This window comes from Rhodoferax sp. LB1P47, from assembly GCF_056521445.1.
Genome location: NZ_JBWMAU010000030.1, coordinates 1 through 20273 on the forward strand (window position 1 = coordinate 1; position 20273 = coordinate 20273).

Genomic DNA, 20273 nt, shown 5'->3' on the forward strand with positions numbered 1-20273 from the left:
CTGCAACTGGGCTGAGTCCTTGTGGTGTCTGGTTCGTTTTGCAACTCCAGGCTATCACTGTCCAGGGCTCAGCCCACCCAGGTTTCAGGGGTACTTCTTCTTATCCTAGTGGCATGATGCCCCGACCCCTATTGGCGGGTTGGGGGACGGAGGTGCGGACTACCGGGAGACCTTAACCATCCGTCACGGAGAACAGCCGGGAGGGGTCAGAGCCCCTTTGCGGTTTTCGACCGTTCCCGTACCGCCGCGATCAGTCGCGCAATGGGGATCTGACCCCACCCAACCCCAAACGCCGCCCAATCTCCAGCACCGCCGCGCTTTGGTTCATGGTGTAGAAATGCAGGCTGGGCGCGCCACCGGCTACCAGGCGTTCGCACAGGTCGGTCACCACATCCAGGCCGAAGGCTTTGATGCTGGCGGTGTCGTCGCCGAAGCCTTGCAGGCGCAGGCGGATCCAGCGGGGGATTTCGGCGCCGCAGGCATCGCTGAAGCGCATGAGCTGCGACGAGCTGCCAATCGGCATGATGCCGGGCACGACCGGGATGGTCACGCCTAACTTGCGGGCATCGTCCACCAGCCGGAAGTAGGCGTCGGCGTTGTAGAAGTACTGCGTCATGGCCGAATCGGCACCGGCGTGTACTTTGATGGCGAAGGCGTTCAGGTCCGCATCGGCGGATTTGGCCTGGGGATGCACCTCGGGGTAGCAGGCCACCTCGATCTTGAACGCCTCGCCCGTCTCGGCGCGGATGAATGCCACCAGGTCGCTGGCGTAGTGGAACTCGCCGCCCGCGCCGTAGCCACTGGGCAGGTCGCCGCGCAGTGCCACCAAACGCTTCACGCCCATACTTTGCAAAGTGGCCAATTGCGCCCGCACGGTGGCTTTGGTGGCACCGATGCACGAGAAGTGGCTGGCGGCTGGCACGCCCTCGGCTAGGATCTCGGCCACGGTGGCAAAGGTGCCCTCTTGCGTGGAACCACCGGCGCCAAAGGTGACCGAGCAAAACTCGGGCTTCAACACATACAAGGCTTGGCGCACGGTGCGCAGCTTGGCCGCACCTTCATCGGTCTTAGGCGGGAAAAACTCCAAACTCAGGGGAATTGGGGATGTCATAGGAGGCTAGATTCAAATGATTACCGGTCGATTTCGCACGCACGGGCTCTGCGTGGGATATCGCGGAACCGGCTTTGCCGGACCGCAGATATCGCCCCCTGCAAGGGGGTTGGCGAAGACACGAAGTGCGTAGCCTGGGGGTTAGCCAAGTTTCTTTGCGTAAATGAAGAATTCACGGTTGCCGTCGCCGCCCTCGATGGCGCTGTCAAACCAGTCCAGCACCTCCAGGCCCTCATCCAGGCAGCACTGGCGCAGGCGGGCTTCGACGATGGCGTACATCTCGGGCTCGCGCACGATGCCGCCCTTGCCGACCTGGCCGGGTTGCAGCTCGAACTGGGGCTTGACCAGCATCAGCAGCAACGCATCCAGCGGCAGCAGCGGCACCAGCGCGGGCAGGATCAGCGTCAGCGAAATAAAAGAAACATCGCCCGTGATCAGGTCGAACTCGGGCGTGGTGTCCACGTCGCCCAACCCGGCTTTACGGCGGTTGCGCTTGGGGACGATCACGGCATCGGCATCGGGCTCCACACCTTCCGCAAAGGGGCGGGCGTTGACTTTGCCGCTGGCCTGGGCGGTGTGGGCTTCGATCTCGGCATCGTCTGCGTCGCCACTGTCGTCGTAGTCGGTGACTTCGCCGCCGCCGCGCATCCAGCTGTAGGGGGCCTCGGGCTCCGGGTCGCCCACAGCGGGCGGCTCCCAGTGCTCGGACAGCACTATTTCACACGCCTCTTGCAGGGAGCCAGGGGTGAGCGAGCGGGCGTTCATGCCCTCCACGCACAGCACCCGGGGATCCACGCGCAGCTTGGGGTGGAGCTGGGCATGGCCCACGTCCACACCCGTCACCTGGGCGGCACCGGCTTGCAGCAGGCAGTCGGTGAAGCCCCCGGTGCTTTGGCCTACGTCCAGCACGAACAGGTCGGTTACATCCAGCCCCGTGTGCTTGAGCGCGGCCTCCAGCTTGAGTCCGCCACGCGAGACGTAGCGTGCCTCGGCATCGTTGAGCAGCTCAAGAGGCGCATCCTCGGGGATGTCGTCCTTGTTCTTGGCCACATCACGCCATTTGATGCCGTCAAACCAGCGCATCCCCCCGGTGATCAGGCGCACGGCCTGGGAGCGGGATGCGGCCATGCCGCGTTCTACAAGTAATTGGTCAGCGCGCATAAATTTTTGGCTCTCCCCCAGGCTTGCCCATTGCATGTGGCCGCCAACCCCCTACCGGGGGCGAACCCTATGGTCTGGCAAAGCCAGTCCCATGGGTTCCTGGAATGGAGAGCGCTGCTTTCTTTCAGTAGTTATTGCTATTAGTAACGGTAAGCGTCGGCTTTGTACGGACCGGCTTTGCTCACGCCGATGTACGCCGCTTGCTCGTCGGTCAGTTCGGTCAGCATCGCGCCGACCTTCTTCAGGTGCAGGCGGGCGACTTTTTCGTCCAGGTGCTTGGGCAGCACATAGACCTTGCCGTTTTCGTACGCGTCGGTGCGGGTGAACAGCTCGATCTGGGCGATGGTCTGGTTGGCGAAGCTGGCCGACATCACGAAGCTAGGGTGGCCGGTGCCGCAACCCAGGTTCACCAAACGGCCCTTGGCCAGCAGGATGATCTTTTTACCGCTGGGGAAGGTGATGTGGTCCACCTGGGGCTTGATCTCTTCCCACTCGTACTGCTCGATCGCCGCGACTTCGATTTCGTTGTCGAAATGGCCGATGTTGCAGACGATGGCCTGGTCCTTCATGCGCAGCATGTGGTCGTGGGTGATGACGCTCTTGTTACCGGTAGTGGTGACGAAGATGTCGGCGTGTTCGCAGGCGTAGTCCATCGTGACCACGCGGTAGCCTTCCATGGCGGCTTGCAGGGCGTTGATCGGGTCGATCTCGGTCACCCAGACTTGGGCCGACAGGGCACGCAGCGCCTGGGCCGAGCCCTTGCCCACGTCGCCGTAACCGGCCACGCAAGCCACTTTGCCCGCAATCATCACGTCGGTGGCGCGCTTGATGCCGTCCACCAGGGATTCACGGCAGCCGTACAGGTTGTCGAACTTGCTCTTGGTGACCGAATCGTTGACGTTGATGGCGCGGAACAGCAGCGTGCCCTTGGCCGACATTTCGTTCAGGCGGTGCACGCCGGTAGTGGTTTCTTCGGTCACGCCGATGATTTCAGCGGCCTTGCGGGCGTACCAGGTGGGGTCCACGGCCAGCTTGGCTTTAATCGCCGCGTACAGCAGGGTTTCTTCTTCGCTGGTGGGGTTGGCGATCAGCGAAGCGTCTTGTGCGGCACGCTGGCCCAGGTGCATCAGCAGCGTGGCATCGCCGCCGTCGTCCAGAATCATGTTCGGGCCTTCGCCGGGCGTGCCCTTGGCGCCGAAGTCAAAGATGGCGTGGGTGTAGTCCCAGTAGTCTTTCAGCGACTCGCCCTTGACGGCGAACACGGGGGTTCCGGCAGCAGCGATGGCGGCGGCGGCGTGGTCTTGGGTGGAGAAAATGTTGCACGAAGCCCAGCGCACGGTGGCGCCCAGGGCTTGCAGGGTTTCGATCAGCACGGCGGTCTGGATCGTCATGTGCAGGGAACCGGTGATGCGCGCACCCTTCAGGGGTTGAGCGGCAGCGAATTCTTCGCGGATGGCCATCAGGCCGGGCATTTCGGTTTCGGCAATGCGGATTTCGCGCTGGCCCCAGGCGGCCAATGTCAGGTCGGCAATGGCTTGGTCGGCGGTACGGATGGGTTGGGTCATGGGTGGCTCCAATAGAGGTTGTACAGCCACTGCGCAGCAAGATGGAAAACTCGAACTCACCCTGCTGGCAGTGGGTGAGCGCCGTTATCAAAGGATACGGGTTCCGAGCCTCACACTTTGGGTAGCCAAAGGTTGCAGCGCTCCTCGGAAGTTGCCGATTATACGGATGCTGGCCATCCTGCCCACTCCCCCACTGAATGCCCACAACACCAAGGATCGGTGCACTGTGTATTTTAATTTTTTAGTCTTTTAAGCCTCTAGCGCATATGGAATAAGCGATATAAGCTACAAAAAATATAGCAATTAAGCCACATCGAACACCTGTGGAGCGTCTTCTCACGGCAGGACAAACTGCTGAAGAAAAGCCCCGATTTCCTGCCGCGTGGCTTGCAATGCTTTGGGGGCCGCGATGCTGCCCAAACCCTGCGCCGCCAAAGCGTCTGGCGACAGGCCGGGGGCATAAAAGTTGAGCAGCCATTTCAGATCGCTGAAGTCCAGATGCCCGGCATCTTGCAGCGTGACGCTGCGGCTGGGCCCCGTAGCAAGCCGCAGCACGGTGGCAATGGTCGAGTCCCCTGTGTGGTTGGAGGCCAGCAAGAACCCCAATGGTTTTGGCCACAGGCCCGCAGTGCCACCGTAGACAGTGCCGTCGATATCCAAGCCTGCCTTTGCGCGGGCATCCAACCGTGCCGTCTGGACCGCCGCCGCGCCGCCGATGGAATGCCCCACCAGCCCGATACGTGCAAGATCCAGGTGGCCCCCCAGCACGCCGGTGTTGCGCCCCTGCAACCAGTCGAGCACATAGCGCTGGTCCGCGACCAGCGTGGCCACCGTGTCATCCAGAAATTCCTGCATTTGCTGTCCGGCGGCAGGTCCAGCCAGGGCCAGCACCGACTGCCCGTTGGCCATAGATGTAGCCCCCGAGACGTAGGGGTGGTCTATGGCCACCACCACCATGCCACGGCTGGCCAGGTCTTCCAGAAGGGTTGAATAGCCTTCAACGACCATGCCATATCCGGGCGAAAAAATGACCACCGGGTAGACGCTGCCCGGTGGCAGTGGAGACCCCGATGTGGCGTTGGTCAGCACGTCGGGCGCGGTGGAGGCGATGCCCAGTTGCGCTCTTACCAATGGGGCGATGGCGGGCTCCCAATAGTCGGCGCGCACGCCACCAGCGGCGGCTGTGGGGTACCACACCTTGATGCCCAGTTCACGCCGGTCGTTGGCATCGGGCGTGTGTGTTTCCGCACGGGCTGCATCCAGCAACCGGAACCCGATCTTGCCCACGCATTGGCCGCCGGTGGGTGCGGGTAACACCAGGGCATGGGACGCACCGGGGGGCAGCTGGCATCGCTGGGCATAGCTGTGTGGCTCCACCGTGCTGGCGGTGTCTGCGGAGCCGCCGCCGCATCCTCCCAGGCTGAGCAAAGCGGCGCAGCAGGCGACCAAGGTGGGCAGGTTGATGGGAAAATATGGCATAGCGGTGTGGATTCAGCAAAGTGGGGTTGTGAAGACAGTTCCAGCGGAACCAACGCATTCTTGAACCGCCCACCTTTGGCTTAGCCAAAGCCGCATCGGCCCATCTTTGGCTGGCCTTTAGCTGGGTCGCCGACAATCCACCGCATGCACGTATTGCTGATCGAAGACGACCTGGACTTGGGCCCCGCCTTACAGAAATCGCTGAAGCTGGAAGGCATCAGCAGCGAATGGCGCAGGCGCGCCGATGACGCACCCCGCACGCTGGAGGATGAGGGGTTCGACTGCGTCTTGCTGGACCTGTGCCTGCCCGACGGGTCCGGCCTGGACATCCTGACCCGGTGGCGCCGCCAATCGGTACAAGTGCCCGTCATCATCATCACCGCCCGCGATGCCCTGCCAGACCGCCTGGCCGGGCTCGACAGTGGGGCGGACGACTTCGTCGTGAAACCCTTTGCCCCGGAAGAATTGGCGTCTCGCATCCGCGCCGTCCTGCGGCGCTGTGCCAAGCAAGCCAGCGATATCTGGGTGGTGGGCGATCTGGAGATAGAGCCCCGCAGCCACTGTGCGCGGCTGCGCGGCGAAGCCCTGGCATTGTCGCCACGCGAATTTCAGTTGCTGCTGGAGCTGGCGCGCGAGCCCCACGCGGTGGTGGTAAAGGGCACGCTGGCCCGCCGCCTGGAGCCCCTGGGGGAGCCGCTGGACTTCAGCCTGATCGAGGTGCACGTCTCCAACCTGCGGCGCAAAGTCGGTGCCGAGCGCATCAAGACTGTGCGCGGCATCGGCTACATGCTGGTGCCGTGAAAGCACTGTTGAAACCCACGCTGGTCCGCCGCATTGTGGTGGCGCTGTTGCTCGCGTTCGCGCTAGCGTGGTGCGCAGTGGCCAGCTACGTCTACCTGGATTTTCGCAACAACTTGCGGACCAACCCGGGTTTGCTACAGGCGGGCCGCAGCCTGCTGCATGCACTGGCCAACATCCAACGCGACGACCTCGCAGCCAACGCGGTGCAGGTCACGGCCCAACAGTTCAACCTGGCGCGAAGACAAGGCAGCACGCTGCCAGGAGACTTGTTGTTTCAATTGCGCTCAGCGCAGGGGCAAGAGCTTTTCGCATCGCCGGGCATCGCGGGCAAGACCTTGCACGGCATGCCCGACCAGGTGGTGGACACCACCTTGAACGGCCAGGCGTACGGCCTGTTTGCCGGTCAATCCGGCCGCTGGCAGGTGTGGATGGCCGAACCGCAGGTCGGCACGCCGTGGGTGCTGCGGTGGATATTCGACGCACTGGCACTGCCGTTTCTGGTGGCTTTTCCCTTTGTGCTGGTCCCCGTGTGGATCGCGGCCACACGGGGCCTGCGGCCCTTGCGCATGCTGGGCCAGTCGATAGAGCAGCGCGTAGCCGGGGATCTGTCCCCGCTGGGTGTCACACCGCAGTACGCCGAACTAAAACCTTTGGTAACGGCGTTGGAAGCCATGCTTGGGCAACTGCGGGGCACAGTGGCCCGCGAACGCGCATTTGTGCACGACGCGGCGCATGAGCTGCGAACGCCGCTGGCCGTGATCAGCACCCAGGCCCATGTGATGTCTCGGACCACCGATCTGCGGGAGCGCGAAGAGGCCGCCCTGCATTTGCAACAGGCCGTGGCGCGCGGCTCGCACCTGGTGCAGCAACTACTGGAACTGGCAACGCTGGACGCAGCGACGAACGCGCCGACGCAGTCTGTCGATGTGGCCGACCTGACCCGCCAACACCTGGCACAAGCCCTGCGCCCTACGGCAGACCCGGGCGTGGAGCTCGTCCTGGACGCGCCTGACAGCCTGACGCTGCCCCTCCCCGTCGCCCTGTACGAATCCGTGCTGCGCAATCTGCTGGACAACGCGGTGAAGTACGCGGGCAGCGCGGGCGAGATCACCCTCACCCTGGCTTGGCGCAACGGCGCGCTGCACCTGGGCGTGGCCGACAACGGCCCCGGCATTCCGGCACACGAGCATGCGCGCGTGTTCGAGCGCTTCTACCGAGGTACGGGCGCGGCGGTGTCGGCATCCGGCACAGGCTTGGGCCTAGCCATCGTCCGCCAGGCGTGCCGGCGCATGGGCGGCGACATCGCACTGCACAACCGCAGCGGCGGCGGCTGCGTGTTTGTGGCGACCCTACCGTTAGCCGCCCCGGCAGGTTAAAACCGTAATGCGGGTAGGTCGATGCCAAGAGTGCATCGCACCAGGCCGCCCCGCTACCTCCATCACCCCTTGGCCACCACGTGCTGTTGCCCGCCCTGCCCCGCCTGCGGCGTGAAGTGCAGCAGCACGCCGCCCTCCATCGGCTCGGCACGGATGCCCGCAGGCAACCCGGCCACGGCAGGCACGCCGTGCAGCCGCAATTGCGCCACCACGCCCCGGCCGTCAATTTGCACCCGCCAGCCACTGGCCGATGCGGTGACTGCCACGCTGAGAGCGGTGGCCCCACTGGCATCGGGAATGCGGGCGGTGGCGGTGTGGCCCGCGTCCAGTGCGTACAGGTGCAGGTGCACGCCGTCGGCAAAGTCGTAGTCGGGCCGCTGGTCGTTTGCGCCCAGTGCCAGCAAGGTGTTGGGCCGCACGTACACCGGCAGGCCCATGAAGCCGTGCTGCTCGCGCCGCCAGCCGCCGCCCTGTATTTCTTCGCCGGTGAACAGGTGCGTCCAGCGCCCGGCGGGCAGGTAAAAATCTACCGCGCCCGAGGCATCCAGCACCGGGGCCACCAGCAGGTGCTCGCCCAGCATGTACTGGCGGTCCAGACCGTGGGTGCCCAGGTCGTCGGCAAACTCCAGCAGCATGGCGCGCATCACCGGCGTGCCCTGGTCGCGGGCCTGCACCGCAGCCAGCCACAGGGTGGGCATCAGGCGGCACTTCCATTGGGTAAAAAAGCGCAGTACGTCTACCGCCTCGTCGTCATAGGCCCACGGCACGCGGTACGACTTGCTGCCGTGCAGGCGGCTGTGGCTGGACAACAGGCCGAACGCACACCAGCGCTTGTAGACATCCGCCGGGCCGGTGTTCTCAAAGCCGCCGATGTCGTGGCTCCAGAAGCCAAAGCCGGACAGCCCCAGCGACAGGCCACCGCGCAGGCTCTCGGCCATCGATTCGTAGCTGGCGCTGCAATCGCCCCCCCAGTGCACCGGAAACTGCTGGCCGCCCGCCGTGGCCGAGCGGGCAAACAGCACTGCATCCTCTGCGCCGCGCTCTTCTTGCAGCACCTGGTAGACCACCTGGTTGTACAGCTGGGTGTAGTAGTTGTGCATGCCCTCGGGGTCGGCTCCGTCGTGGTAGACCACATCGGTGGGGATGCGCTCGCCGAAATCGGTTTTGAAGCAATCCACCCCCATGCGCAACAGGCCGCGCAGGTGACCGGCGTACCAGGCGCAGGCCTCGGGGTTGGTGAAATCCACCAGACCCTGGCCGGGTTGCCAGCGGTCCCACTGCCACACGCTGCCATTGGCGCGTTGCAGCAAAAAGCCCCGCGCCATGCCCTCGGCAAACAGCGGCGAGGGCTGGGCGATGTAGGGGTTGATCCAGAGGCAAATCTTCAGCCCCTGGGCTTTGAGCCGCGCCAGCATACCCACCGGGTCGGGAAAGGTTTCCGGGTTCCAGGCAAAGTCGCACCAGTGGAAAGCCTTCATCCAGAAGCAGTCGAAATGGAACACGTGCAGCGGAATCTGCCGCTCGCGCATGCCCGCCACAAAGTGGTTGACGGTGGCCTCGTCGTAGTCGGTGGTGAAAGAGGTGGTGAGCCACAGGCCAAACGACCAGGCGGGCGGCAGCGCCGGGCGGCCGGTGAGCTGGGTGTAGCGGTCCAACACCTGCTTCGGACTGGGGCCGTCGATCACAAAGTACTCCAGTGCCTCGCCGCCCACGCTGAACTGCACCTTGGCGACCTTCTCGGAGCCAACCTCGAACGACACCTTCTTGGGCGTATTCACAAACACCCCGTAGCCGCGCGAGCTGAGGTAGAACGGCACGTTTTTGTAGGCTTGCTCGGAGCTGGTGCCGCCGTCCTGGTTCCAGATGTCCACCACCTGGCCGTTGCGCACAAACGGGGTGAAGCGCTCGCCCAGACCGTAGATGTTTTCGCCCACACCCAGGTCCAACCGTTCAAACATATGGGTCTGGCCACTGGCCTCCTCCAGCACATGGCCGCCGGCCCGCAGGCCGCTGCCGGTGAGGCGCTTGTCGCAGTGCATAAAGTCCAGCTGCCAGTCGCCCCTGCGCGGTATGCGCAGTTGCAGGCTGCCGCTGGTGAGCGTGACCGCCTCGCCCCCCAGGTCAATCAGCGGGGCAAAGTCTGCCTGCGCAAACAGCTCGAACGCCGGGCGGGCCTCTGCCTGGCCCTCAAAGTGCGCCATGCGCACACCCACCACCCCTTCGCGCGGCGAGAAGATGCGGATGGTGAACAAGGCCACGTCCAGCTGCGCGGCCCGCCCGCCCACATCCTTGGGCGCAGCGTGGATAAGCAGCGTGTGGCCCACCTGCTGCACGGCATGCACATACACCGGGTACATCACTTGCAGACCCTTGCGGATCAGCCAATTTCCATCATTTATTTTCATGGGCAGAACTTAAAGAGCGACCTCGGAGCCAAAGTTAAAAACGTGAACATGTTCGGGCGCAATGCCCAAAGTGACGGCATCGCCTTCGCGAAGGCCCACCGTACCGGCCTGCGCCAGGGTCAGCGGGCTACCGCACAGCTCCAGCCCTACAAAGCTTTGGCTGCCGGTGGTTTCCACGGCGGTCACCACGGCAGGTAGCGGCTGCACACCAGCGTTCAGCCGCAGATGCTCGGGCCGCCAACCCAGCCACACCCGCAAGCCCGCCTCACGCGGTCGGCCCAGGGCGATATGCAGGTTTTTATCTGCGGCCAATACGGCATGCGCGCCGTCTGAGCCTACGGTAGCTTCTATAAAATTCATAGCAGGCGAGCCTATGAAACCGGCCACAAACTTGTTCGCCGGTGTGTCGTACAGCGCCAGCGGTGCGCCCACCTGCTCGATCCGCCCGGCGCGCATCACCACCACCTCGTCAGCCATCGTCATGGCCTCGATCTGGTCGTGCGTCACGTAGACCGAGGTGGCACCCAGGCGGCGGTGCAGCTTGCGGATTTCGCCGCGCATATGGACCCGCAGGGCGGCATCCAGATTGGACAAGGGTTCGTCAAACAAAAACACCTTGGGCCGCCGCACGATGGCCCGGCCCATCGCCACGCGCTGGCGCTGACCGCCCGACAGTTCACGCGGAAAGCGCGCCAGCAGCGGCTGCAAGCCCAGGGTCTTGGCCACGCCGTCAATCGCCTGCTGAACCACCTCTTGCGCGGCCTTTTTCAGGCGCAGCGAATAGCCCATGTTGCGGGCCACGTCCATGTGCGGGTACAGCGCATACGACTGGAACACCATCGCCACATCGCGCTCGCGCGGCGGTTTGTCGTTGACCACCACGCCGTCGATGCACAGGCTGCCGGTGGTGATGGATTCCAGCCCGGCGATGGTCCGCAGCAGGGTGGATTTGCCGCAGCCGGACGGCCCCACCAGGGCCACGAAACGGCCCGGGGCGATGGCCAGGCTGATGTCTTGCAGCACCGGTGTGCTGCCAAAGGTTTTGCCCAGATGCTGGATGTCGATGGCGTTCATAACGGTGTTCTTATTTGAGTGCGCCCGCCGTCATGCCGCTGACGATGCGCCGCTGCAACAGCATGAAGACGATGAGGATGGGCGTGGTGTAGATGGCGGCATAGGTCATGATGCCGACCCAGTCGGTCTTGGTGTCGCCCACAAAAGCGGCCAAGGCCACGGTGGTGGTTTGGTATTGGTCGTCCAAAATCAGCGAGCGCGAGAACACATACTCGCCCAGCGTCTGCAAGAACACCAAAATGCCGGTCACCAGCACGTTATTGCGCGCCAGCGGCAGCACTACCTGCACAAAAGCCTGGCGCGGCGTAGCCCCATCCACCAGGGCGGCCTCGCGCAATTCACGCGGTATCTGCACAAAGGCCGAGCGCATCAGCACCATGTAGAACGGCAGGGTCTTGCTGATCTGCGCCAGCACCACCGCCGTGCGCGGATAGCCCAGCAAACCGATCTCCTGGAACACGGTGAACAAAGGCGTCACCATCAGCGCGGGCGGCAGCGCTTGCAATAGCAGCACTGCGAACAGCGCCGCCTCGATGAACCGGCTGCGGGCCTGGGCCAGCGCGTAGGCGGCTCCGGTGCCGACCAGCACCGTGACCAGCGTGACGCCGCTGGCAATCACCAGCGAATTCCACAGGTTGCGGCCCATTGCGTAGTCATGGAACACTCGGCCGATATTGGACACCGGGTGCTCCGGCCAGAACGTGGGCGGCAGGCGAAACAGCTCGGGGTTGCTCTTGAATGCGGTGATGAACATCCAGTACAGCGGAAACAGATAAAGCAAGGTCAGCGTCAACGCCACCCCGCACAGAATTTTGGGCCGCAGGTTTTTCACAGCACGCGCTCCTGCCGGGTGGCCCGCACATAGACCACGGCGGTGGCCACCACCAGCAGCAGCATCAACGAGGCCACGGCACTGCCCGGCCCCACCTCAAAGGTCTGGAACGACATCTGCCACGACCAGTGCTGCGCCACCTGCGAGGCATTGGCCGGGCCGCCCTGGGTGAGCGCGGCCACCAGGTCAAACTGTTGCAGGGTCATGATCACGCCCAGCGCCAGCACCGCCCCCAGCGTGGGCTGCATCATCGGCAGGGTCATACCAGTGAAGCGCTGCCAGGCCCCAGCGCCGTCCAGCTCGGCGGCCTCAAACACATCGCGCGGAATCTGCGCCAGCCCGGCGGACAGCAGCAGCATATTGAACGGCACGCCCAGCCAGACATTGGTGATGACAATGGCGGCCAGCGCGTAGTGCGCGTCCGACAACCAGTAGATCGCCTCGTGCACCAGGCCCAAGCTGCGCAGCACATGGTTGAGCACGCCGAAGTCGCCCGCATACAGCAGCTTCCAAATCACACCGGCCACCAGCCCCGGCATGATCCAGCCCGCCAAAAACAGGCCACGCATTACCGTGGCCCCGAAGAATTCTTGCTGAAACAGCAGCGCCAAGCCAAAGCCCAGCGTGATCTGGAACAGCAGCGACGCGGCGATGAACACCAGCGTATGCACCAGCACGCCCCAGGCCTCGGGCCGCTGGAACACATCCACGTAATTGGCAAAACCCACCCAGGGCCGCTGCCACCAGGACAGGTCACTCAGCGCATCCACCTGCTGGAACGACAGCAGCAGGTTGTAGACCAGCGGCACCCCGGCAAACACCAGCAGGTAGCCCAGGCCCAGCCACAAGAGCACGCGCTCAAAGTAGCCGCCATCAATAAGGGAACGGGAAGTCATAAAGAAAAGAGATTCAAACAGGCAGCCCTAGGCGCTCCGGGGGACGAAATACCCACCGCGCCGTCATACCCGCGCAGGCGGGTATCCAGTACGGCCGCTACTGGATTCCCGCCTGCGCGGGAGTGACGGTTGGGCGGTTTTGTGGACCAATGCCCTTAAGGTTTGTTGACCTTGGCGACCGTGGCCGCCGCTGCGGTCATGGCCGCTTGCGGCTCGGCCTGGTGGGTCAGCACCTGCTGCATGGCGCCTGAAATGGCTTTGGAGATTTGTGGCCATTCGGGGTTGGGGCCCCGGGCGCGGGCGAACTTCATCTGCTCCACAAAGGCGGCGTAAGCGGCCGGCCATTTCGGGTCGGGCGACACCGCGTCCTTGGTGGCGGGCAGGATGCCGAAGTCGTTCCAGTTGCGGCCTTGCTGGGAATAGACATACTCTAAAAAGCGGAAGGCCAGCTTGGGATTGGCGGCGGTTTTGGGGATCACATAGCTTTGCTCGCCCAGAGCCGAGGCGCGGCTGCCGCCCTCTTTTTCAGACGGCAGCAGGGCCACGTGCCATTTGAACTTGGCGCTCTTGTCGATGCCCGGAATCTCCCACGGGCCCGAGATCACCATCGCCGCGTTGCCGTTGACAAAGGTGGCGGTGGAATCCGACTGTCCCCGGTTCAGCGTGTCGCGCGAGGCCAGCTTTTCGTCCAACAACTTTTGCCAGAAGGTGACAGCGCGCACTGCACCGGGCGAACCCAGGGTGGTCCAATCCGCCCCCGTTGCCTGGATGTAGGGCAGAAACTGGAAGGTGCCCTCCTCGTTGCCCTTGGCCGAAAACGCCAGGCCGTAGATGTTTTTATCCGGGTTGTTCAGCTTCTTGGCCGCCTGGTAGAGCTGCTCCCAGCTTTGCGGGTCTTTGTCGATCCCGGCGGCACGGAACATGTCGTCGTTGATGTACAGCGCAATTGTGTTGGCACCGCGTGGCATGCCCACCAGCTTGCCGCCCCAGCTGGAGTTGTGCAGCGGGCCGGGCAGGATGTTGTCCTTTTTGATGACCTTGGACTGGGCCACCAGCGCGTCCAGCTCGTACAGCGCCTTCTTGGCGGCAAAGAAGGCCACGTTGGGGTTATCGATGGGCATGATGTCCGGGCCGGTGCCGGAGCGGATGGCGCGCAAAGCCTCGTCGTTCACATCGGAGAACGCCACCCGGCGCACCTCCACCCGCACATCCGGGTTCTTGGCCTCGAACTCCTTCACCATGATTTCGGTGTAGTTATCCTGCTCGCCAAAACTCCATACCTTGAGCGTCTCGGCCGCAAATGCCGGGGCCGATGCCAGTGCCGCAGCGGCAGCCACCGTGCCCAGCCAGTGAAGGTGTGTCCGTCGATCCATGTTGTGTCTCCTTGTTGGTAAGCGTGCCCTCACGCGCCTGGCACCCAGGTCCAGGCCCGTGACAAGGGGCGAAAGTTGGTGGCTCGCGGAGGTAGCACACCAAAGTGCGTCATTGTTTGTCAGTCAAACTAACTAAGTCAATACACAAAACGCCCGAGGAAACCCTTACCCACACCCCGCCAAAGAACCTCTACAAAAATTTATACAAAACAAGGCTCTGGCGCACGTTCCATCTGCGCATAATGCTATATTATTTATAGCAACTCAAGCGCCATAACCGTCGCCTCGCCGCCGCCAATGCACAGCGTGGCCACGCCCCGGCGCAGGCCCTGGGCCTGCAGCGCGTACAGCAAGGTCACCAGAATCCGCGCCCCGCTGGCCCCAATCGGGTGGCCCAGCGCGCAGGCCCCGCCGTGCACATTGACGCGGCTGTGCGGCAGGCCCAACTCGGCCATCAGCACCATCGGCACCACAGCAAAGGCCTCGTTGATTTCCCACAGGTCCACCTCGGCCACACCCCAGCCGACCTTGGCCAGCAGCTTTTGCACGGCCCCCAGCGGCGCGGTGGCAAACCAGCCGGGTGCCTGGGCAAACGTGGCGTGGCCGGCGATGCGGGCCAAGGGTTGCACGCCCATCTGCACGGCGGTGGAAGCGCGGGCCAGCACCAGCGCGGCGGCCCCGTCGCTGATGGACGCGCTGCTGGCGGCGGTGATGGTGCCGTCCGCCTTGAACGCAGGTTTGAGTGTGGGGATTTTGTCCGGCCGGATCTTGCCGGGGGCTTCGTCGGTGGCCACCGCAACCCCTTTCACTAGCACCGGCGTGGTCTCCGCCGCAAACGCGCCCGAGGCCACCGCCGCCTGCGCCCGCTGCACGCTGGCGGTGGCAAACGCGTCCTGCACCGCCCGGGTAAAGCCGTATTGGGCCGCGCAGTCTTCGCCAAAGCTGCCCATGGAGCGGCCCGCCTCGTAGGCATCTTCCAACCCGTCGAGCAGCATGTGGTCCAGCACCTGCCCGTGGCCGATGCGGATGCCGCTGCGCCCCCGGGGCAGCAGGTGCGGCGCGTTGGTCATGCTCTCCATCCCCCCCGCCACCACCAGGTCATGGCTGCCCGCCACCAGCATGTCGTGCGCCAACATGGTGGCGAACATGCCCGAACCGCACATCTTGGACAGCGTGACCGCCCCCGTGCCCTGCCCCAACCCGCCCTTGAACCCCGCCTGCCGCGCCGGCGCCTGCCCCTGCCCGGCCATCAGGCAGCAGCCCAACACCAGCTGGTCGATGCGCGCCGGGTCCACCCCCGCGCGCGCCACCGCCGCCCGGATGGCCGCCCCGCCCAAGTCGTGCGCCGCCAGGGATGCGAACGCCCCCTGGAACGCACCCATGGGGGTGCGGGAGGCGGCGAGGATGACGATGGGGTCGGTGGTGGGCATGGTGGCGGTCCTTTGGGGTCACTGTACGCCTGCGGGGGCTGTGGCGAATTGCTATTTAATCAATAGCACTTTGCACAGGAAGAATATGCGCTGGAGGCTGATTTGGTGATTTTTATAAACACTTGTCTCGCAGGTGCGGGTAGAACCAGCGCTTTGTAAAAACCCTACGGGGTGGGGGTTGGGGGGGTTGCATTGCAGGGCATGGTTGGTGGCTGCCTGACCCTCACCCCCACCCTCTCCCCGGAGGGGCCAGGGAGCAAGTCAAGCCCCCACCCCGGCCCTCCCCCGGAGGGGGAGGGAGGAATGCAGGGGGCTGATTTTCCACTGCCCCGGGAGGGAGAAATGCGTGGCCCCTGACGTGCCGCACGGAGTGGGGCTGGCTTGCCCCTTCCCCCGCCGGGGGAAGGTCGGGATGGGGGCCCGGCGGTGGCGTCGATTAGCCCTGCGCGATCGGGATCACGCCGTTCACCGGCACATAGATTTCTCCACCACCGCTCTTGAATTCTGCCGACTTCTCCAACATGCCTTGTTCCGCTGCAGCGGCTTCGCTCACGCCCAGGTTTTTGGCGTATTCGCGCACTTCCTGGGTGATCTTCATGGAGCAAAACTTCGGCCCGCACATGGAGCAGAAATGCGCCACTTTGGCCGAGTCTTTGGGCAGGGTGGCGTCGTGGAATTTCTTGGCGGTTTCGGGGTCGAGCGACAGGTTGAACTGGTCCATCCAGCGGAACTCGAAGCGGGCTTTGGACAGCGCGTCGTCGCGGTAGCGGGCACCCGGGTGGCCCTTGGCCACGTCGGCGGCGTGGGCGGCGATTTTGTAGGTGATGATGCCGACCTTCACGTCGTCGCGGTCGGGCAGGCCCAGGTGCTCTTTGGGGGTCACGTAGCACAGCATGGCGGTGCCAAACCAGCCAATCATGGCGGCGCCGATGCCGCTGGTGATGTGGTCGTAGCCGGGGGCGATGTCGGTGGTCAGCGGGCCCAGGGTGTAGAACGGCGCTTCGTGGCAGTGCTTGAGCTGCTCGGTCATGTTTTCTTGCACCAAATGCATGGGAACGTGGCCGGGGCCTTCGATCATCACCTGCACGTCTTGCTGCCAGGCTTTTTGGGTCAGCTCGCCCAAGGTGCGCAGTTCGGCAAACTGGGCTTCGTCGTTGGCATCGGCGCTGGAGCCGGGGCGCAGGCCGTCGCCCAGCGAGTAGCTGACGTCGTAGGCCTTCAGGATTTCGGTCATCTCATCAAAGTGGGTGTAGATGAAATTTTCTTTGTGGTGGGCAATGCACCACTTGGCCATGATGGAGCCGCCGCGCGAGACGATGCCGGTCATGCGGTTGGCGGTGAGGTGGATGAAGGGCAGGCGCACCCCGGCGTGCACGGTGAAGTAGTCCACGCCCTGCTCGGCCTGCTCGATCAGGGTGTCGCGGAAGATTTCCCAGGTCAGGTCTTCGGCCACGCCACCCACTTTTTCTAGCGCCTGGTAGATGGGTACGGTGCCGATGGGCACGGGGCTGTTGCGCAAAATCCAGTCGCGGGTGGTGTGGATGTTTTTGCCGGTGGACAGGTCCATCACCGTGTCGGCGCCCCAGCGGATGGCCCAGACCAGTTTTTCGACTTCTTCTTCGATGCTGGAGGTGACGGCGCTGTTGCCGATGTTGGCGTTGATCTTGACCAGGAAGTTGCGGCCAATGGCCATCGGCTCGACTTCGGGGTGGTTGATGTTGAGCGGAATCACGGCGCGGCCACGGGCCACTTCGGAGCGCACAAATTCGGGGGTCATCACGCGGGGGATGCTGGCGCCGAAGCTGTTGCCGGCCAGGCGTTTGTCGCGCTCGGTGTTCAGCGCGCCCTCGGCATATTGGGCCATCCACTCCAGCTTTTGGTTTTCGCGCAGGGCGACGAATTCCATCTCGGGGGTGATGATGCCTTGGCGGGCGTAGTGCATCTGCGAAACATTACCCGAGAGGTTGGCACCGGCCTTGGCGCGGCGGGGCGTGCGTTGCAGGCCGGAGGCTTGGGCGCGCAGCAGCTGCAAGGACGCGTTTTCTTCGCTGTTGCGGCCATCGTCCAGCGCATTCAGGATGCGGGCGGCGTAGCTTTCAGTGTCGCCGCGCGACTCGATCCAGCCGGCCCGCAGCGCGGCCAGCCCGGCACGCACGTCAATGGTGGCGGTGGGGTCGGTGTAAGGGCCGGAGGTGTCGTAGACGGTGACGGCTTCGCCGTTGCTCTGCATGATTTCACGCAGCGGCACGCGCAGGTCGGGGCGGCTGCCCTGGATGTAGCGCTTGGTGCTGGCGGGCAGCGGGTCGCAGGCGTAGCTGAGGAGCTGGGCGAATTTGTCGGGGGCGGTAATGGGGGCGTTCATGGGGGGGTCTCCTGTTTGGTGGGAGCCCAGAATGCGCAGCCAAACTGCGCGAACCCCCAAGGAGATGCCCCGCTTCTTTGCAGATGGGGCGTGGTGACGGCGCGCATCCGTACCGCTAGGGATAGGACGCTGTCGTCAAGCTCTTCTTACGCTGGTATGAACCAGATCAAGTTCGCGGGTTTGGTTTCCATCTCAGCGCATTTCACTGCGCACCCCGGGCGGGTGGCAGTGTACGGCATCAGCGCGGCGCGGCAGCCACCGCTGCCACGGCCGCGCGGTAGGCGGTTTCCAGCCCTTCCACCCCATTGACGGTGATGTGCAGGTTTTGCAGCAGGCCGTCGTGGATGCCGTACACCCAGCCGTGCACGGTGACGTTTTGGCCGCGCGCCCAGGCATCGACCATCACCGTGCTTTGGCAGACGTTGACCACCTGCTCGATGGCGTTGAGCTCGACCAGCGCATCGTGGCGGTGGGCTTCGGCGATGTGGTCCAGCAGGGTCCAGTGGCGGTCGCGCACATCCTGGATGTGGCGCAGCCAGTTGTCGGCCAGGCCCACGCGCTGGCCCGACAAGGCCGCCGCCACGCCGGAGCAGCCGTAGTGGCCCACCACGGTGATGTGCTCGACCTTGATCACGTCCACCGCAAACTGCACGGTAGAGAGCGCATTCAGGTCCGAATGCACCACCACATTGGCCACGTTGCGGTGTACAAACACCTCGCCGGGGGCCAGGCCCATGATCTCGTTGGCGGGCACGCGGCTGTCGGAGCAGCCGATCCACATGTACTTGGGCTTTTGCTGGTGCGTGAGTGCGGTGAAAAAGCCGGGGCGTTGGCGCTCCATCTCGGAGGCCCAGATGCGGTTATTGGCAAAAATATCGGGAATGGATTGGGTCATGGGGGCGTATTTTGCCGTGCCCCAATACCCTTGCAGCCGTTTTATGGTCAAAACAGGCTGTAATGTATATTTTATGGGCGCAAGCAGCTATTTAAAATATAGCAAAACTCGCCATGCCGTCAACCTGGCGACAGGCCGACCGCATACGCTGAGGCCAAACCTCCAGAATGCCATCTCCATGAACCTACTCGAACAACAACTGCACTACCCCCTGGGCGATGCCCTGCCCGCACAGGGCGAAACCGTCGCCGTGGCCCCCGGCGTGCGCTGGATCCGCATGGCGCTGCCGTTTGCGCTAAACCATATCAACCTGTGGCTGCTGGAGGACGAAATTGATGGCCAGCGTGGGTGGAGCGTGGTGGACTGCTGCATCAGCGCGGAAACCTCACAGGCGCAGTGGGAGGCGATTTTTGCCACCCAGCTCGGCGGCCTGCCTATTTTGCGCATCATCGTGACGCACATGCACCCCGACCACATCGGCCTGGCCTCTTGGCTGTGCGCGCGCTGGAACGCGCCGCTGTGGATCAGCGCCACCGACTACTTTGTGGCCGAGCACAACATCCGGCACTCCAGTGGCAACGGCGGACCGGGAGCCGCAGAATTCTTCCGCAAACATGGCCTGACCGACCCCGAATCGGTCGAAAAAATCCGCGCCCGTACCGGCTATTTTTCGGCCATGGTGCCCACCCTACCCGCCAGCTTTGTGCGCATGCAAGACGGCCAGACCCTGCGCATCGGCGGGCGCGATTGGCGCTGCATCAGCGGCTACGGGCATGCGCCCGAGCACATTGCGCTGTATTGCGGCGAAACCCGGGTGCTTATCGGCGGCGACATGATGCTGCCGCGCATTTCTACCAATGTCAGCGTGTTCGATGTAGAGCCCGAAAGCAATCCGTTGCAGCAGTTTTTGGACTCGATCGACAAGTTTGCGCCCCTGCACCCCGACACGCTCACCCTGCCATCGCACGGCAAGCCGTTCCAGGGCCTGCACACGCGCATCCAGCAGTTGCACGACCACCACCGCGACCACCTGGCACGGGTGATGGTCTTTGCCCAGCAGCAGCCGTGCAGCGCAGCCGACATCCTGCCCGTGCTGTTTACCCGCCAGCTCGACCTGCACCAGATCACCTTCGCGATGGGCGAAGCGGTGGCGCATCTGCACAAGCTGTGGGTGGATGGGTATTTGCAGCGCCTGCTTGGGGCGGATGGGGTGTACCGGTTTTCAGTGGGGTCGGCGGTGGGGTCAGATCCCGATTGCGCCCCGGTGCTGGGAGGCCATGACAGCTCGCAAACCGCAATCGGGCTCTGACCCCTGCGGGATGTTTGGCGGTAGCGGTGGTGCAGCGCACCTCGGCCTTCACCGTCCGTCACGCAGAACATCCGGGAGGGGTCAGAACCTCATGCCACTAGGATAAGCCCCGTCGCATGCGAATCGCAGCCCTGGCTGCTGTGCGAGGCGTGTTCAGTAGTGGCAAAGGCTTCGGTCTTCGCTTCTTTGCCCTGGGCTCAATGC

The 20273-nt window shown here is 64.0% G+C and carries 15 protein-coding genes and 2 riboswitches; of the genes, 3 read left to right on the forward strand and 12 right to left on the reverse strand.

Annotated elements, in window-relative coordinates:
- Window positions 1-250 precede the first annotated feature (250 nt).
- The 4 genes from metF to AC0969_RS19360 all read right to left on the reverse strand — a co-directional run bounded on the left by metF (window position 251) and on the right by AC0969_RS19360 (window position 5316).
- Window positions 251-1111 carry a methylenetetrahydrofolate reductase [NAD(P)H] gene (metF, locus tag AC0969_RS19345; protein ID WP_479625784.1) on the reverse strand — a complete coding sequence of 287 codons (861 nt, stop codon included), beginning with the start codon at window positions 1109-1111 and terminating at the stop codon, window positions 251-253.
- A 141-nt stretch (window positions 1112-1252) separates the two neighbouring features.
- The gene (locus AC0969_RS19350) at window positions 1253-2272 is read right to left on the reverse strand and encodes a TlyA family RNA methyltransferase (protein WP_479625785.1); all 1020 of its coding nucleotides are present in this window, start codon (window positions 2270-2272) and stop codon (window positions 1253-1255) included.
- A gap of 140 nt (window positions 2273-2412) precedes the next feature.
- The gene (gene ahcY, locus AC0969_RS19355) at window positions 2413-3837 is read right to left on the reverse strand and encodes an adenosylhomocysteinase (protein WP_479625786.1); all 1425 of its coding nucleotides are present in this window, start codon (window positions 3835-3837) and stop codon (window positions 2413-2415) included.
- Between the two features lie 69 nt (window positions 3838-3906).
- A riboswitch (S-adenosyl-L-homocysteine riboswitch) is annotated at window positions 3907-3989 on the reverse strand.
- Between the two features lie 184 nt (window positions 3990-4173).
- On the reverse strand, window positions 4174-5316 hold the full coding sequence (locus AC0969_RS19360; protein WP_479625787.1) for an alpha/beta hydrolase family protein: 1143 nt from the start codon (window positions 5314-5316) through the stop codon (window positions 4174-4176).
- Window positions 5317-5460: 144 nt separating this feature from the next.
- Between AC0969_RS19360 and AC0969_RS19365 the strand changes: the two genes are divergently transcribed.
- Together AC0969_RS19365 and AC0969_RS19370 are read left to right on the forward strand one after the other, a co-directional pair.
- Window positions 5461-6117, forward strand: a complete 657-nt coding sequence (locus tag AC0969_RS19365) for a response regulator (RefSeq protein ID WP_479625788.1) — start codon at window positions 5461-5463, stop codon at window positions 6115-6117.
- Window positions 6114-7493 carry a sensor histidine kinase gene (locus AC0969_RS19370; protein WP_479625789.1) on the forward strand — a complete coding sequence of 460 codons (1380 nt, stop codon included), beginning with the start codon at window positions 6114-6116 and terminating at the stop codon, window positions 7491-7493. Before AC0969_RS19365 ends, AC0969_RS19370 begins: the two co-directional genes overlap by 4 nt.
- Window positions 7494-7555: 62 nt before the next feature.
- On the opposite strand, the gene yicI is transcribed toward AC0969_RS19370, so the two are convergent.
- The 8 genes from yicI to can form a co-directional block, all read right to left on the reverse strand.
- A complete protein-coding gene (gene yicI / locus AC0969_RS19375) occupies window positions 7556-9898 on the reverse strand; it encodes an alpha-xylosidase (RefSeq protein ID WP_479625790.1) in 2343 nt (780 codons plus the stop codon).
- A gap of 9 nt (window positions 9899-9907) precedes the next feature.
- Entirely contained in the window at window positions 9908-10972 is a 1065-nt protein-coding gene (locus AC0969_RS19380) for an ABC transporter ATP-binding protein (RefSeq protein ID WP_479625791.1), read from the reverse strand.
- Between the two features lie 10 nt (window positions 10973-10982).
- A complete protein-coding gene (locus tag AC0969_RS19385) occupies window positions 10983-11804 on the reverse strand; it encodes a carbohydrate ABC transporter permease (RefSeq protein ID WP_479625792.1) in 822 nt (273 codons plus the stop codon).
- Window positions 11801-12700, reverse strand: coding sequence for a carbohydrate ABC transporter permease (locus AC0969_RS19390; RefSeq protein WP_479625793.1), 900 nt, complete (start codon window positions 12698-12700; stop codon window positions 11801-11803). Before AC0969_RS19390 ends, AC0969_RS19385 begins: the two co-directional genes overlap by 4 nt.
- 155 nt (window positions 12701-12855) lie before the next feature.
- Complete coding sequence (locus tag AC0969_RS19395; RefSeq protein ID WP_479625794.1) at window positions 12856-14073, reverse strand: ABC transporter substrate-binding protein; 1218 nt, start codon at window positions 14071-14073, stop codon at window positions 12856-12858.
- Window positions 14074-14327: 254 nt separating this feature from the next.
- Entirely contained in the window at window positions 14328-15503 is a 1176-nt protein-coding gene (locus AC0969_RS19400) for an acetyl-CoA C-acyltransferase (protein WP_479625795.1), read from the reverse strand.
- 436 nt (window positions 15504-15939) lie between these two features.
- Complete coding sequence (gene thiC / locus AC0969_RS19405) at window positions 15940-17853, reverse strand: phosphomethylpyrimidine synthase ThiC (RefSeq protein WP_479625798.1); 1914 nt, start codon at window positions 17851-17853, stop codon at window positions 15940-15942.
- 137 nt (window positions 17854-17990) lie between these two features.
- Window positions 17991-18092: riboswitch (TPP riboswitch) on the reverse strand.
- Window positions 18093-18103: 11 nt separating this feature from the next.
- A complete protein-coding gene (gene can / locus AC0969_RS19410) occupies window positions 18104-18760 on the reverse strand; it encodes a carbonate dehydratase (protein WP_479625796.1) in 657 nt (218 codons plus the stop codon).
- A gap of 178 nt (window positions 18761-18938) precedes the next feature.
- On the opposite strand from can, the gene AC0969_RS19415 reads away from it, so the two are divergent.
- On the forward strand, window positions 18939-20069 hold the full coding sequence (locus AC0969_RS19415) for an MBL fold metallo-hydrolase (RefSeq protein ID WP_479625797.1): 1131 nt from the start codon (window positions 18939-18941) through the stop codon (window positions 20067-20069).
- Window positions 20070-20273: the final 204 nt, after the last annotated feature.

Bases quoted from the DNA above. Each gene is read 5' to 3' on its own strand.
- AC0969_RS19365 (WP_479625788.1), top strand. From the start codon at position 5,461: ATGCACGTATTGCTGATCGAAGACGACCTGGACTTGGGCCCCGCCTTA.
- yicI (WP_479625790.1), bottom strand. From the start codon at position 9,898: ATGAAAATAAATGATGGAAATTGGCTGATCCGCAAGGGTCTGCAAGTG.
- AC0969_RS19350 (WP_479625785.1), bottom strand. From the start codon at position 2,272: ATGCGCGCTGACCAATTACTTGTAGAACGCGGCATGGCCGCATCCCGC.
- can (WP_479625796.1), bottom strand. From the start codon at position 18,760: ATGACCCAATCCATTCCCGATATTTTTGCCAATAACCGCATCTGGGCC.
- AC0969_RS19415 (WP_479625797.1), top strand. From the start codon at position 18,939: ATGAACCTACTCGAACAACAACTGCACTACCCCCTGGGCGATGCCCTG.
- AC0969_RS19380 (WP_479625791.1), bottom strand. From the start codon at position 10,972: ATGAACGCCATCGACATCCAGCATCTGGGCAAAACCTTTGGCAGCACA.
- metF (WP_479625784.1), bottom strand. From the start codon at position 1,111: ATGACATCCCCAATTCCCCTGAGTTTGGAGTTTTTCCCGCCTAAGACC.
- ahcY (WP_479625786.1), bottom strand. From the start codon at position 3,837: ATGACCCAACCCATCCGTACCGCCGACCAAGCCATTGCCGACCTGACA.
- AC0969_RS19400 (WP_479625795.1), bottom strand. From the start codon at position 15,503: ATGCCCACCACCGACCCCATCGTCATCCTCGCCGCCTCCCGCACCCCC.
- AC0969_RS19390 (WP_479625793.1), bottom strand. From the start codon at position 12,700: ATGACTTCCCGTTCCCTTATTGATGGCGGCTACTTTGAGCGCGTGCTC.
- AC0969_RS19360 (WP_479625787.1), bottom strand. From the start codon at position 5,316: ATGCCATATTTTCCCATCAACCTGCCCACCTTGGTCGCCTGCTGCGCC.
- AC0969_RS19395 (WP_479625794.1), bottom strand. From the start codon at position 14,073: ATGGATCGACGGACACACCTTCACTGGCTGGGCACGGTGGCTGCCGCT.